This window comes from Rhodococcoides kyotonense (assembly GCF_900188125.1).
In the GTDB taxonomy this organism is placed as follows: Bacteria; Actinomycetota; Actinomycetes; order Mycobacteriales; family Mycobacteriaceae; genus Rhodococcoides; species Rhodococcoides kyotonense.
The window spans coordinates 340281-354710 of sequence record NZ_FZOW01000001.1 but is presented as its reverse complement, the minus strand read 5'-3'; the positions used below and the strand labels follow the sequence as shown (position 1 = coordinate 354710).

Below are 14430 nucleotides of genomic sequence, written 5' to 3'. Positions count from 1 at the left end.
TTCTCCTGATGTTCTGGGAAATGTACGGGTCAGGCAGCGACGACGTCGGGGTCGAGCGCTTCTTCGGTCGGAGCGTTCTTACCCTTGACGAACTGCTTGGCAAACACGACGAGCAGTGCCGAGACGATGGTTCCTGCTGCCAGTGCGACGAGGAACCAGACGAGCTTGCCGATGGCGAAGAAGACGAAGATTCCACCGTGCGGGGCACTGAGTGTGACGTCGGTCGCCATGATCAGTGCACCGGTGACGGCACCACCGGCCATCATCGAGGGGATGACGCGCAGCGGGTCGGCTGCCGCGAACGGAATGGCGCCTTCGGAGATGAAGGCTGCTCCGAGGAACCATGCAGCCTTGCCGTTCTCGCGCTCGGCTTCGGTGAAGATCTTCGGGCGAAGTGCCGACGCCAGTGCGAGAGCGAGCGGGGGCACCATGCCTGCAGCCATGACGGCGGCCATGATGCGCAGCGACGCCGTGTCCGTGACCGACAGTCCTGCGGTCGCGAATGCGTAGGCAGCCTTGTTGACCGGGCCACCGAGATCGAAGCACATCATCAGGCCGAGAATGATGCCCAGGATGACGACGGAGCTTCCGCTCAGACCGTTGAGCCAGTCGGTGAGACCGCTGGTGATCGCGGCGAGCGGCTTGCCGAGTACGAGGAACATGATTCCGCCGACGATGAGCGTCGCGAACAGCGGGATGATGACGACGGGCATCAGGCCGCGCAGGACGGTCGGGATGCGCCACTTGCTGATCCACAGAGCGACGAAGCCGGCGATCAGACCACCGACGAGGCCGCCGATGAAGCCTGCTCCGACGAGCACCGCGACGGCACCTGCCGTGAAACCTGGTGCAAGACCCGGTCTGTCGGCGATGGCGTACGAAATGTAGCCGGCCAGCGCCGGTACGAGGAAGCTGAACGACAACGCACCGATCTGGAACAGAACGGCGCCGAGGTAGGCGGTCAGTCCGCCGTCGGGCAGCGACGTGATGGAGTTGTTGACGACGATGTCCTCGGCTACGCCGGAGATCTCGTAGCCGCCGAGGAGGAATCCGAGCGCGATCAGCAGACCACCGGCCGCGACGAACGGGATCATGTAACTCACACCGGTCAGCAGGATCTGCCGGATCCGGGTTCCCCAGCCGAGTTCACCTGCGCCGCTGCTGCTTCCGTCCGTGGAGGCGGCGGTACCGGAGACGCGAGCCGCGTTCGGGTCGTACGACGCGCGCAGTGCCTCGGTGACCATGACGTCGGGCTCGTTGATGGCGCGCTTGACGCCGGACGAGACGACGGGCTTACCCGCGAAACGTTCCTTGCCCTTGACACCGACATCGGTGGCGAAGATGACGGCCTCGGCGCTCGCGATGACCGAGGGGTCGAGCGGAGTGCTACCGCTCGAACCCTGCGTCTCGACGTGCACCGTGACGCCGGCACGCTCACCTGCGGCGACGAGTGAATCGGCGGCCATGTACGTGTGTGCGATTCCGGTGGGGCACGCGGTGACGGCGACGATGTGCTTGGGCGCGTCGGCCGTCGTAGCTGCGGGTTCCGGTGTGGCAGGAGCGGTCTCCGAAGCGGGCACAGTAGACGCGGCAGGTGCAGCGGCCGGTGCGGCCTTCGGTGCCGGGTTGATGACGCCGTCGACGAGCGCGACGATGTCGGCCGGAGTCGCGGCAGCGCGCAGCGACGCGACGAACTCGGGCTTGACGAGTGCACGTGCCAAGCTCGACAGCAACTTCATGTGCGCCGATCCTGCTCCGGTGGGAGCGGCGATGAGGAACACGAGGTCGGCGGGACCATCGGGTGCACCGAAGTCGACCTTCGGATTCAAGCGCGCGAAACCGAGCGACGCGGAGGTGACGACGTCTGCGCGGCAGTGCGGGATCGCGATGCCGCCGGGCAGTCCTGTTGCGGACTGCGCCTCGCGGGCGAGTGCCGCATCGCGCAGCCACTCGGCCTCGGTCGCCCGGCCTGCGGCGGCAAGCGTCTCGGAAAGTCGTGAGATGACACCATCTTTGGACTCGCCGAGGTCCGCATCGAGGAGGATGAGCTCCTCCGCGATGATCGCGGGATCGTTGGTGGGTGTGGACATGACGGCTCCTAGGAGAGTGTCGAGGAACTGGAGGGGATGGTGCTGGACGAGTTACTGATGGAGGGCGAGTCGAGTGCGTGCACGGTGACTGCTTCTGGGCGTGCTTGATCCGGGGTCGGCAGTGTCGTACCCGGAAGTGCAGTGGCTGCGGTTCCGAAGGCAACTGCGCGGCGCAGTCGGTCCGCGGGCGAGCAGCGTTCGATGTCGGCGAGTATGTAGCCCGCGAGAGAGGAATCGCCCGCTCCGACGGTGCTGATGGCATCGATTCGTGGGGGACTGGCGAACCATGCGCCGTCGGACGTGACGAGGACTGCGCCTGCGCTGCCGAGTGTCGCGAGCACACTGCCGACACCCCGTGTCAGGAGGATGCGGCCGGCCTCGACGGCTGCGGTCGGGTCCCCCGCCGATGCGGCACGCTCCAACTCGTCGGCGTCGACGCCGGTCAGTTGCGCGAGCTCCTCGGAATTCGGCTTGATCAGGTCAGGTGCCGACTCGGGAAACGACGTCGCGAGCGACGACAGAGGCTCGTCGGACGTGTCGACGGCGACCTTGCACGAGGTAGTGCGCAGTGCCCGAACGAGATCCGCGTACCAGCCACCCGCAATTCCCGGCGGCAACGATCCGGACAGAGCTACCCACGCTGCATCGCGTCCGAGATCGAGGATCGTGTCGAACAGTGCGTCTCGTGTCGTGACGCTCAGCGGCGATCCGGGCTCGTTGATCTTCGTCGTCGTTCCGCCCGGCTCGCTGACCGTGATGTTGGTGCGAGCGAGACCGTCGGACGGGACCGCGCAGTAGCGAACTCCGGCCGAGTTGAGCGCCTCGAGCAGAGGGTCACCCGTGGATGCGGGCAGCACGGCCATCGCCTGAACACCTGCGCTCGTGAGCACCCGCGCGACGTTGACGCCCTTGCCTCCCGGGTCCTGAGACGTAGTGCTCGCGCGATGTACGCCGCCGCGAACCAGTTCCGAGTCGAGTACGACGGTTCTGTCGATGCTCGGGTTCGCTGTCAGTGTGACGATCATGCGATCACCACCTCGATTCCGTTGTCGGTCAAACTCTTACGATCGGTGTCCTCGATGTCGCCGTCGGTGACGAGAACGTCGATGTGGTCCAGCCTCGCGAAACTGACGAGGTGCTCGCGGCCGATCTTGGACGAATCCGCGAGAACCACGACGTGATTGGCGCACGTCACCATGGCTCGCTTCACGGCGGCCTCGTCGCTGTCGGGCGTGGACAGGCCGTGGCCGATGCTGAGTGCGTTGGTGCCGATGAACGCGACGTCGACGCGCAGCCATTCGAGTGCCTGCAGCGCCTCCGGTCCGACGGCCGCCTGCGTCGTTCCACGAACACGACCACCGAGTACCCGCAGATTCACTCCGGTAAGCGGAGCGACTCGGGCGGCGATCGGCACGGAGTTGGTGACGAGCGTCAGTTCGCGGTCGGTCCCGAGGAGCGCTGCCAACCGCCCGGTGGTGGTCCCGGCGTCCAGGACCGCGCTGCCACCGGTCGGCGGCAGGTAGTCGAGCGCCGCACTCGCGATCGCATCCTTCTGTTCGGCGCGCGTGTATTCACGCTCGCCGACGCCGGGCTCGGTGGCCGTCAGCGCCGATGCGGGAACCGCTCCGCCATGGACACGACGCACGATGCCGAGTCGATCGAGCACGGCGAGATCGCGTCGCACGGTTTCGGTCGTGACGCCATAGGCAATAGACAGATCAGCGACGGAGATGCGGCCTCGGGTGCTGACGAGCTCTGCAATCGACTGTTGCCGTTCTTCTGCGTACACCTGCGCCTCCTTCCAAATCGCTGTTGGTTTATGTTGTTTTACGCCCGTATCTGTTGACATGTCAAGACCAACGAGTAATCTCGATCACAACGCCGGCGGAAACGCGGGCCGAGCCACACACAGGGAACGAGGAGGACACATGACGGGATCGCTTCGATCCGATTCGCGGGAGACGGTGCTGCGGGGTACTCCCGTCGTCCCCGGAGTGGGCTACGGCCCGGTGATCAGGCCCGGACAGCGCCCCGAACGGCCCGCCGACACCTCCGTCGTCGACGAGGCCGCGCGCGGAACCGAGCTCGAACGTTTCCGCGAGGCAGCCGCGACGGTGGCGGCCCGACTTCGGGGGCGTGCCGAACTCGCGTCGGGCGCGGCCTCCGAGGTCCTGGCGGCCAACGCGGCGATGGCGCAGGATCGTGGATGGCTCAAAGCCGCGGAGAAGCTCATCGCCAACGGCAGTGCAGCGACGGCTGCGACCACGGCCGCAACCGAACAGATCGCGTCGATGTTTCTCAAGCTCGGCGGGCTCATGGCCGAGCGCGTCACCGACCTTCGCGACATCCGTGACCGCGTGATCGCCGAGATTCTCGGACTGGACGAGCCCGGCGTACCCGTCCCGACGGTGCCGTCGATTCTGTTCGCCGACGACCTCGCGCCCGCCGACACCGCAGGTCTCGACGCCACCCTGGTGGTCGGCCTCGCGACGTCACTCGGCGGGCCTACCAGTCACACCGCGATCATCGCTCGGCAGCTGGGGATTCCGTGCATCGTGGCCGCGCACGGACTCGACGAGGTTCCGGCCGGAGTCAGTGCGCTCGTCGACGGCAAGACCGGTGACATCGTGCTCGAGCCGAATGCGGACGAGGCCGTGAAACTGGTCGCTGCGGCCAAGGCGGAACTCGAGCTCGTCTCGAAGTGGAGCGGCCCCGGAACGACGGCGGACGGTCATGCCGTCGACATACTCGCGAACGTCCAGGACGGCGCAGGCGCCCGAGCGGCCCGCACGTCAGCGGCCGATGGCGTCGGACTCTTCCGGACCGAACTGTGCTTCCTGGACCGTGATTCCGAACCGACCGTCGACGAGCAGGCCGAGATCTACGGGCAGGTGCTCGACGCGTTCGCCGGGCACAAGGTCGTCGTACGAACCCTCGATGCAGGATCGGACAAGCCGCTGCGCTTCGCGAATCACGCCGACGAGGCGAACCCCGCGCTCGGTATCCGAGGAATCCGCATCGCCGAGCAGGATCGTGGCATTCTGCACCGCCAGCTCGACGGCATCGCAGCCGCCGCGAAAGCGACGAACTCGAGCCCGTGGGTCATGGCACCGATGATCGCCACTGCCGCCGAGGCCGCCGAATTCGCAGCCGACGTGCGGGAGCGTGGCCTGAAGCCGGGCGTCATGATCGAAGTTCCCGCCGCAGCCCTGCTGGCCGAGCACATCCTCGAACACGTCGACTTCCTGTCGATCGGAACCAACGACCTCGCGCAGTACACGATGGCCGCCGACCGGATGTCTCCACAGCTCGCCGCGTTGACCGATCCGTGGCAGCCTGCCGTGCTCGCATTGGTCGCGCACACGGCGAAAGCCGGTGCCGCCGTGGGCAAGCCCGTCGGAGTGTGTGGTGAGGCAGCGGCTGATCCGCTTCTCGCATGCGTGCTCGTCGGACTCGGGATCACGTCGCTGTCGGCGGCGTCCGCAGCCGTCGCGCACGTCGGGGCGAAGCTCTCGACCGTCACGTTCGACAAGTGCACGGAAGCGGCGGCCGCGGCAGTGCGTGCAGACAGCGCGACTGCCGCTCGTGCGGCGGTTGCTGCGATCTTGAACTGATCGCCCTCTAGGATTCTGTCCTTGTGAGTCGAAACTTCGGATGGACCCTGCACGGCAACGGAAAGACGGTCGGCGCAGGAGCGGTCGTCGCACCGGACGAGAGGCTGTCGTGGCCGCGCACGATCGGCATCGGCATGCAGCACGTCATCGCCATGTTCGGTGCGACGCTGCTCGTTCCGACGGTCACCGGGTTTCCGGTGACCACGACACTGCTGTTCTCGGGCATCGGTACCGCACTGTTCCTGGTGATCACCCGCGGTCGGATTCCTAGCTACCTCGGGTCGTCGTTCGCGTTCATCGCACCGCTCAGCGCGGCACAAGCCGACGGTCCGGCGGCGCAGCTCGGCGCCGTCATGAGCGTCGGAATCGTGCTGGCTGCAGTCGGATTCATCGTCAAGTTCGCCGGTGGACGGGTGATCGAGGCAGTCATGCCTCCCGTCGTCACAGGTGCCGTCGTCGTGCTCATCGGACTCAACCTCGCCCCGGCGGCGACGTCGTCGTTCGAGGCGCAACCTCTCGTCGCCGCGGTCACGCTCGTTGCGATCCTTCTCGTCACGGTCGCCGGGCCTGGGTTGCTCGGCAGACTCGGCATCCTCGTCGGCGTCGTGATCGGGTGGGTGTTCGCAGCTGTGCTCGGCGAGATCGACCAGACCCGCCTCGATGCCCTGCGTGGCGCATCGTGGATCGGCGTCCCCGAATTCCGCGGACCGACATTCGAACTCTCGGTCGTACTCATCGCCCTGCCCGTCGTCATCGTGCTGATCGCGGAGAACGTCGGACACGTCAAGGCCGTGTCGGCCATGACCGGCAAATCGCTCGACGACCTCGCCGGTGACGCACTGATCGCCGACGGCCTGGCCACCACTCTCGCCGGCGCGGCAGGTGGATCCGGAACGACGACGTACGCCGAGAATATCGGCGTCATGGCAGCCACCAGGGTCTATTCGACCGCGGCGTACTGGGTCGCTGCGGCCACCGCGGTGATCCTGGCCTTCTCGCCGAAGTTCGGAGCGCTCGTCTTCACCGTCCCGTCCGGGGTCATCGGCGGCGCGACGCTGGTCCTGTACGGCCTGATCGGCCTGCTGGGTGTTCGTATCTGGTTCGACAACAAGGTCGACTTCACCGATCCCGTCAACCTGATGGTCGTGGCCGCGGCGCTCGTTGCGGGAATCGGCGACCTGACGCTGACCGTCGGATCCGTGGAACTGGGCGGCATCGCGTGGGGGTCGGTGGGAATTCTCGTCGGCTACCCGATCGTGCGCGCGCTGGCTCGCGCACGCGCCGCCTGACTTACCGCTCGTTCGGTCACCGATGATGCGCGACTCGGTCATCGACTGACCACTCCGCACGGTCGTAGGGTTCGAACTACGCCAGTCGCCGGCGGCGAGGTCCTGTGCCGTTCGGTCGCACCGTAAAGGAGAGTTGAAGTGGCACGCACCCTGTTCGAGTCCGAACACGATCTGTTTCGCGAGTCGTACCGCAAGTTCCTCGATCAACACGTCGCTCCCAATCACGCGAAGTGGGAAGAGCAGAACATCGTCGACCGTGACGTGTGGGTCGAGGCCGGGAAACAGGGCTTCCTCGGAACAGCAGTCCCCGAGGAATACGGCGGCGGGGGAGTCGAAGACTTCCGCTACAACGCGATCGTCACCGAAGAAACGACCCGCGGCGGGTACAGCGGCATCGGCTTCACGCTGCACAACGACGTCGTCGCGCCGTACCTGATCAAGCTGTCCAACGACGAGCAGAAGGCCCGCTGGCTCCCCGGATTCTGCTCCGGTGAACTGATCTCGGCCATCGCGATGACCGAGCCCGGCACCGGCAGCGACCTCCAGGGCATCAAGACCAGGGCAGTTCGCGACGGCGACGAATGGGTACTGAACGGTTCCAAGACGTTCATCACCAACGGCATCAACGCCGACATCGTCATCGTCGTGGCCTGTACCGACCCGGACAAGGGTGCGCAAGGGTTCAGCCTGCTGGTGGTCGAACGCGGCATGGCGGGCTTCGAGCGGGGGCGCAACCTCGACAAGATCGGCATGAAGGCACAGGACACCGCGGAACTGAGCTTCACCGACGTGCGTGTTCCGGCCGCGAACCTCCTCGGTGAGGAGGGCATGGGCTTCATCTACCTGATGCAGAACCTGCCACAGGAGCGACTGTCGATCGCCGTCGTCGCCGCAGCGGCCATGGAGTCCGCCCTCGACATGACCATCCAGTACTGCCGCGACCGCAAGGCATTCGGCAAATCCATCGGCAAGTTCCAGAACACACGATTCGTCCTCGCCGAACTGGCGACCGAGACCACTGCCACCCGCATCATGGTCGACAAGTACATCGAACTGCTGAACGACGGCACCCTCACCGTGCAGGAAGCCGCGATGGCCAAGTGGTGGACGACCGAGAACCAGGTCAAGCTCATCGACCGGTGCCTTCAGCTACACGGCGGGTACGGCTACATGAAGGAATACCCGATCGCCAAGGCGTACATGGACTCTCGCGTGCAAACCATCTACGGCGGCACCACCGAGATCATGAAGGAGATCATCGGCCGAGGGTTGGACCTGTAGCACCGGTTTTTCGCGGTGAGCGAGGGTGGCATTCGGTCACATGGGGTGAGCGAGGGTGACATTCGGTTACTTGGGTGAGTGAGGGCGGCATTCGGTCACTTGGAGTGACCGAATGTCACATTCGCTCAGTCCTGGGGGCGGCAGAAACACGAAAGGCTCACGGCCGCATAGCGGCTGTGAGCCTTTCGTGTTCATCCGGACAGTCAGAGCTTGCGCATCACGGTGACGACTTTGCCCAGGATTGCGGCGTCGTTGCCCGGGATCGGCTCGAACAGCGGGTTGTGCGGCATGAGCCAGATGTCGCCCTTCGACCGCTTGAACGTCTTCACGGTGGCCTCACCCTCGATCATGGCAGCCACGATGTCTCCGTTGTCGGCGACGCTCTGCTGACGCACGACGACCCAGTCACCGTCGCAGATGGCGGCGTCGATCATGGACTCGCCGACGACCTTGAGCAGGAACAGCGAACCCTGGCCGACGAGCTCACGCGGTAGCGGGAAGACATCCTCGACGGCCTCCTCGGCCAGGATCGGACCACCGGCGGCGATACGTCCGAGAACCGGGACGAACGTCGGTGTCGGCAATTGATCCTCGGCGGGCGCCGAACCGTCGGCTACCGCGGCGGCATGATCGGCCTGTACCTCGTCGAGTCCACGAACATCGACTGCACGGGGGCGATTCGCGTCGCGACGAAGGAAACCCTTGCGCTCGAGCGTCCGGAGTTGATGTGCGACCGACGACGTGGAGGTCAGCCCCACTGCGTCGCCGATTTCGCGGATGCTCGGTGGGTACCCGCGCTCGGTGACGGACGCCCTGATCACCTCGAGTACTTTGCGTTGACGCTCGGTGAGACCCGCATTGATGTCGGTGCCCTCACCTTCGAACGCTTTTGCCGTAGGGACCGCAGCAGGCTTGGCAGCGCCCTTTCCGGCCGTCTTGGATCCGGCGGACTTGGATCCCGTGGACTTCGTTTCGGCAGATTCGGGTACCGCCGTCGACCCTGACGAGGTCTCGTCCTTCATTCGTACGTCCTCCTGCGTGAGCTGCCGTCGCCTGTGTGGTGTTCATGTGACGTGTGGTTTCTGACACGAATCTAGCTCGTCGACGCTGTTCGATCAAACATCTGTTCGATCCGTGTCGCGATTTCTACTGACTTTGTCGGACGTGCGTGATAGAACTTCGAACAAGCGTTCATCGAACGCCTGATCGAATGAAGCGGCATCGCGGCATCCGGTCACGTCGACAGCAGTGGAGATTCCGATGAGCATCACGACCGAGACCCCGAGGCAGGCCGGCCCACGCGTGGTCCGCCCGTCCGCCCGTCCCTCTCGTCGGCGCGTCACGCCTGCGCGTCGCCACTATGTGTACTCGACGCATGTGCACTCGACCCGGCCCGCAGCCACGGATTCCTGCGTCGAGGAGCGCGGGGCCGATCAGAACATCTCGTGGCCCGCGGCCGTTGCAGGCGTCGTCGGTACGGCCGTTGTCATCCTGGCGTTGGTCGGGCTCGCGAACATGCGTGCAGCACAGCTCGAGCCCGTGTCGGCGCCTGCATCCTCGTCCGTGGAACATGCAGTTCCGTCTGCGGCTGGAGAATGACCGCACCATGGGGCCTGCGGCATCTCTCCACCTCGTGGGTGATCGATCAGCGTTTGTAGCACTCCGAGTATTCTCGGAGCCTGCACCTCTCGCGCGTCCTACGCGTTCCACAGGTTTCTGCGGAGAGTGCATCGGCTACGACGGAGGCTCCGACATGCATTGCCCGTTCTGCAGGCACCCTGATTCGCGCGTGGTGGACTCGCGCGAGGCCGACGAGGGCCAGGCGATTCGCCGCCGTCGGTCGTGCCCGGAATGCGGTCGTCGCTTCACGACGGTCGAGACGGCAGTGCTCGCAGTCGTCAAGCGCAGTGGTGTCACGGAGCCGTTCAGCCGCGAGAAGGTCGTCAAAGGTGTTCGACGCGCCTGCCAAGGTCGTGACGTCGACAACGACGCGTTGAATCTTCTCGCTCAGCAGGTCGAGGACGCGGTCCGTGCGTCCGGCTCCGCCGAGATCCCCAGTCACGAGGTCGGACTCGCGATTCTCGGTCCGCTTCGTGATCTCGACGAAGTGGCGTATCTGCGCTTCGCTTCGGTGTACCGGTCTTTCAGCTCCGCCGAGGACTTCGAGAAGGAGATCCTCGAACTGCGCGTGCACCGCGAGTCCGCCACCTCCGACTGAGTCAGCCGCGTCCGGCTGCGTCGATTGCTTTGAGTACGCGCTTCTCCGACACCGGGTATGCGGTCCGAATTCCCTGGGCGAACAGCCCGACACGTAGTTCCTCGATCGACCAATAGACCTCCTGCACCGCCGCGCTCCGACGACGTGCCTCCGGAAGGGACTTCAGGAGTCGGTCGTAGGCGTCGTAGACACGGTCGAGCACGTTCATGCCGGCGTCGTCCCGAGTCGCGCTGCTCGGCAGAGACTTCAGTCGCGTGGTTGCCGCGAGCAGGTAGCGCGGGATCTCGGCAAGCCGTGTGGAACCGAACTCGAACACGAACCCGTCGAACACCAGCCCGTCGAGTTGCTCGCGGACGTCGTCGGCCGCGTCGCCGTTGTTGGATTCGAGGACGGATCGAAGTTCCAGTGCTGCGGTGAGTATCGGCCGCACGAGTGCAACGATCCGCGACGTGCGGTCACTGGTCTCGGCGTTCACCGCCTTCGACAGCGCGACGAACTTCTCGGGGCTGCGCACCGGACCTCCGTGCGCTGTCATCGCCTCGTCGACAGCCGTTCGTCGACAATCCTCGAGAAGCGCATCGATGGTTCCGTACGGGTTCTGACCGAGCGCGATGCGCTCCTTCGTCGGAATGCCTGCGAGGAGCGCCTTGGTGCCGCGGGGCGCGGATTCGAGCAGGAGTGCGCGGGTCCCGTCGCGCATCGACGCGCGTTGCTGCGCAGGTGTGCTCAACACCCGCACCGCCACTCCGCCGTTCTCGGGAACGAGCGCCGGATAGCCCGTGACGGTCTGTCCACCCACGGACCGCGTGACGGTGTCCTCGAGTGTGCCGAGCGATGTGGAGGTCCACGCCAACGTCGGCGCGCGCTCGGCTTGACCGACGGCAGTGGCGACCTCGCGATCGACGCGAGGGGACAAGGTCTTTCGAAGCCGGACGAGATCCTTGTCCGAGCCGAGGACTGTGCCTGCGGCATCGACCGCGACGAATGTCATACGCAGGTGGGCCGGAAGCGACGAGGCGTCGAAGTCGGTCGGGTCGATTCGGCAATTGCCGAGCCTCGAGAGCTCCCGAGCCAACGCTGTGACGACCGGTTCGGATCGTGGCTTCATCGACCGCAAGGCCGCCGCAGCGAAGTCCGGCGCGGGAACGACATTGCGTCGCACTGCTTTCGGTAGAAGCTTGATCAACGTGGCCACGAGTTCGGCGCGCATGCCGGGAACGAGCCAGTCGAAGCCCACCGGCTGGACCTGTGCGAGAAGTGCGATCGGAATACGTGCAGTGACGCCGTCGGCCGCCGACCCTGGCTCGAATTGATACGTCAGGGGAAACTGGATCTCGCCCTGTCGCCACGCGTCCGGATAGTCGCCGCCGAGCACCGACGCAGCATCGGGGTTGACGACGGTCGCAGCGGTGAAGTCCAGCAGTTCGGGCGCCGCCTTACGTGCCTTCTTCCACCACGTGTCGAAGTGACGCGCGGACACGGCGTCGGGTCCGACCCTTGCGTCGTAGAACTCGAAGAGCGCGTCGTCGTCGACGACGATGTCACGTCGTCGTGCACGGTGTTCGAGCTCGCCCACGTCCTCGAGCAAGGCTCGGTTCTTGTGGAAGAACGGGTGCTGCGTCTTCCATTCCCCTTGTACGAGAGCATGTCTGATGAACAACTCTCGTGAGACCTCGGGGTCGATCCGGTGATAGTTGACCGGCCGGCCCGCCGCCAGCGGAATGCCGTACAGGGTGACGCGTTCATAGGCCATCGCGGACTGACGTTTGATCGACCAGTGCGGTTCCGAGTACGTGCGCTTGACGAGATGTGGGGCGAGTTTCTCTGCCCATTCCGGCTCGATGCGGGCGGCCATGCGGCCCCACAATCGGCCGGTCTCGACCAGTTCGGCGGCCATCACCCAGCGGGGAGGCTTCTTGAACAGTCCCGATCCCGGGAAGATCGCGAAGTGGGCACCCCGTGCGCCGAGGAACTCACGTTTGTCGCCTTCGCGTACACCGATGTGGGACAGCAGACCCGACAGCAGAGCTTGGTGCAGGGCGGTCTGCGTGCTCTCGTTCTCGGGCACGGTCCAGCCGAGGCCCCGAGTGATCTGGCGAAGCTGGCCGTGCAAGTCCTGCCATTCGCGAATTCTCAGGTAGTGCAGGAACTCGTTACGGCACATGCGTCGAAACTGATTGGACGACAGTTCGTCTCGCTGCTCGCGCAGGTACTTCCACAGCTCGACGTACGACAGGAAGTCCGAATTCTCGACCGCGAAACGGGCGTGCTTCTCGTCGGCGGCCTGCTGATGTTCGGCAGGCCGCTCACGCACGTCCTGAATGGACAGTGCAGAAACGACGACGAGTGCGTCCGCTAGAGCGCCCGTCGCGTTGGCCTCGACGAGCATGCGAGCCATGCGGGGGTCGACGGGAAGCTGCGCGAGTTCCCGTCCGATAGGCGTCAACTCGGCCTCACCGGTCTGCGTCGACGACGTCAGAGCTCCGAGTTCTTCGAGCAACCCGATGCCGTCGCGGATGCTGCGTGGATCCGGTGGCTCGACGAAGGGGAACTGCTCGATCTTGCCGAGCCCGAGTGACGTCATCTGCAGAATGACCGAGGCGAGGTTGGTACGGAGAATTTCGGGTTCGGTGAACTGAGGTCGCGACTCGAAATCCTCTTCCGAGTACAGCCGAATGCAGATGCCGTCGGCGACACGACCACAGCGCCCGGCACGTTGCCGCGCGGAGGCCTGCGAGATCTCCTCGATGGGAAGCCTCTGCACCTTGGTGCGGACCGAGTACCGCGAGATGCGTGCTGTCCCTGGATCGACGACGTAACGGATGCCCGGCACCGTCAACGACGTCTCGGCGACGTTGGTGGACAACACTACTCGACGCCCCGTGTGCGCGGTGAAGACGCGATGCTGCTCGGCCGCCGACAGGCGCGCGTACAGCGGGACGATCTCGGTGCTGCGAAGCTTTCTGTCGCGCAACGCATCCGCCGTATCGCGGATCTCACGTTCGCCGGAGAGGAAGACGAGAATGTCACCGTCGCCCTCGCCGATCAGCTCCTCGACGGCATCGCACGTCGCGTCGACGGGATCGAGATCGATCGTCGTGTCGCCCGCGTCCACCGTCAACGGCCGGTACCGCATCTCGACCGGGAACGTTCGCCCGGACACCTCGATGATCGGGGCGGGCACACCGTCGCGCGCGAAGTGCTGCGCGAAGCGTTCGGGATCGATCGTGGCCGACGTGATGATCACTTTGAGATCGGGCCGTCGGGGGAGCAGCTGCGCGAGGTAGCCGAGGATGAAGTCGATGTTCAAGCTGCGCTCGTGCGCTTCGTCGATGATGAGCGTGTCGTATTGGCGGAGAAGTCTGTCACGCTGAATCTCGGCGAGCAGGATGCCGTCGGTCATCAATTTGACCAGCGTCGAATCGGAGGACTGGTCGGTGAACCTCACCTTGTACCCGACGGTCTCGCCGATGCTCTGGCCCACCTCTTCGGCGATGCGTTCGGCGACGGTCCGCGCGGCGAGCCGCCTCGGCTGCGTGTGGCCGATGGATCCTCGAACACCGCGGCCGAGTTCGAGGCAGATCTTCGGGATCTGCGTCGTCTTTCCCGATCCGGTCTCACCGGCCACGACGACGACCTGATGTTGCTCGATCGCGGCGGCGATGTCGTCCTTGCGTTGGCTGACCGGAAGGGCCTCGGGATATTCGACGGCAGGAACGGCGGCGCGACGGTTCGTCACGACCATCTCGGCGCGAGCGACGTCGCTCTCGATCGCGTTCAAGGCGTCGGGGGTCCGGGCACGATCGAGCCTGCGGCGGAGGCGATGTTCGTCGCGCAGGGTGACACCTTCGAGGCGAGCGACGAGTGTGCGACGACGGTGCGAGACGGTTTCAGTAGACATGCTCCGTCCAGGATAAGCCGTGGGCGGTGACGGCACC

Annotated in this window: 10 protein-coding genes; 5 read left to right on the top strand and 5 right to left on the bottom strand. The window is 65.4% G+C overall.

Translation table 11 applies throughout. The features are described from left to right. Positions 1–29 precede the first annotated feature (29 nt). The 3 genes from CHB96_RS01575 to CHB96_RS01565 are packed head-to-tail and all read right to left on the bottom strand — an operon-like array spanning position 30 to position 3879. Complete coding sequence (locus tag CHB96_RS01575) at positions 30–2090, bottom strand: PTS fructose transporter subunit IIABC (RefSeq protein ID WP_089242793.1); 2061 nt, start codon at positions 2088–2090, stop codon at positions 30–32. Positions 2091–2098: 8 nt separating this feature from the next. Beyond that, positions 2099–3115 carry a 1-phosphofructokinase family hexose kinase gene (locus CHB96_RS01570; RefSeq protein ID WP_089242792.1) on the bottom strand — a complete coding sequence of 339 codons (1017 nt, stop codon included), beginning with the start codon at positions 3113–3115 and terminating at the stop codon, positions 2099–2101. Further along, on the bottom strand, positions 3112–3879 hold the full coding sequence (locus tag CHB96_RS01565) for a DeoR/GlpR family DNA-binding transcription regulator (RefSeq protein ID WP_089242791.1): 768 nt from the start codon (positions 3877–3879) through the stop codon (positions 3112–3114). Before CHB96_RS01565 ends, CHB96_RS01570 begins: the two co-directional genes overlap by 4 nt. A 139-nt stretch (positions 3880–4018) precedes the next feature. On the opposite strand from CHB96_RS01565, the gene ptsP reads away from it, so the two are divergent. From ptsP to CHB96_RS01550, 3 genes are all read left to right on the top strand, one after another. Continuing rightward, the gene (gene ptsP, locus CHB96_RS01560; RefSeq protein WP_089242790.1) at positions 4019–5704 is read left to right on the top strand and encodes a phosphoenolpyruvate--protein phosphotransferase; all 1686 of its coding nucleotides are present in this window, start codon (positions 4019–4021) and stop codon (positions 5702–5704) included. Between the two features lie 23 nt (positions 5705–5727). Further along, a complete protein-coding gene (locus CHB96_RS01555; protein WP_089242789.1) occupies positions 5728–6993 on the top strand; it encodes a uracil-xanthine permease family protein in 1266 nt (421 codons plus the stop codon). A gap of 138 nt (positions 6994–7131) precedes the next feature. After that, complete coding sequence (locus CHB96_RS01550; protein ID WP_089242788.1) at positions 7132–8274, top strand: acyl-CoA dehydrogenase family protein; 1143 nt, start codon at positions 7132–7134, stop codon at positions 8272–8274. 203 nt (positions 8275–8477) lie between these two features. On the opposite strand, the gene lexA is transcribed toward CHB96_RS01550, so the two are convergent. Beyond that, complete coding sequence (gene lexA / locus CHB96_RS01545; protein WP_245865128.1) at positions 8478–9296, bottom strand: transcriptional repressor LexA; 819 nt, start codon at positions 9294–9296, stop codon at positions 8478–8480. A 238-nt stretch (positions 9297–9534) separates the two neighbouring features. Between lexA and CHB96_RS01540 the strand changes: the two genes are divergently transcribed. Next, a complete protein-coding gene (locus tag CHB96_RS01540) occupies positions 9535–9873 on the top strand; it encodes a hypothetical protein (protein WP_141136429.1) in 339 nt (112 codons plus the stop codon). 154 nt (positions 9874–10027) lie between these two features. After that, on the top strand, positions 10028–10492 hold the full coding sequence (gene nrdR, locus CHB96_RS01535; RefSeq protein ID WP_089242786.1) for a transcriptional regulator NrdR: 465 nt from the start codon (positions 10028–10030) through the stop codon (positions 10490–10492). A 1-nt stretch (position 10493) separates the two neighbouring features. Here nrdR and hrpA read toward each other — a convergent pair whose 3' ends face one another. Then, positions 10494–14393, bottom strand: a complete 3900-nt coding sequence (gene hrpA / locus CHB96_RS01530; RefSeq protein ID WP_089242785.1) for an ATP-dependent RNA helicase HrpA — start codon at positions 14391–14393, stop codon at positions 10494–10496. Positions 14394–14430 lie beyond the last annotated feature (37 nt).

Coding starts and splice junctions, on each gene's coding strand:
- CHB96_RS01575 (WP_089242793.1), bottom strand. CDS start 2,090: ATGTCCACACCCACCAACGATCCCGCGATCATCGCGGAGGAGCTCATC.
- nrdR (WP_089242786.1), top strand. CDS start 10,028: ATGCATTGCCCGTTCTGCAGGCACCCTGATTCGCGCGTGGTGGACTCG.
- lexA (WP_245865128.1), bottom strand. CDS start 9,296: ATGAAGGACGAGACCTCGTCAGGGTCGACGGCGGTACCCGAATCTGCC.
- ptsP (WP_089242790.1), top strand. CDS start 4,019: ATGACGGGATCGCTTCGATCCGATTCGCGGGAGACGGTGCTGCGGGGT.
- CHB96_RS01540 (WP_141136429.1), top strand. CDS start 9,535: ATGAGCATCACGACCGAGACCCCGAGGCAGGCCGGCCCACGCGTGGTC.
- CHB96_RS01570 (WP_089242792.1), bottom strand. CDS start 3,115: ATGATCGTCACACTGACAGCGAACCCGAGCATCGACAGAACCGTCGTA.
- hrpA (WP_089242785.1), bottom strand. CDS start 14,393: ATGTCTACTGAAACCGTCTCGCACCGTCGTCGCACACTCGTCGCTCGC.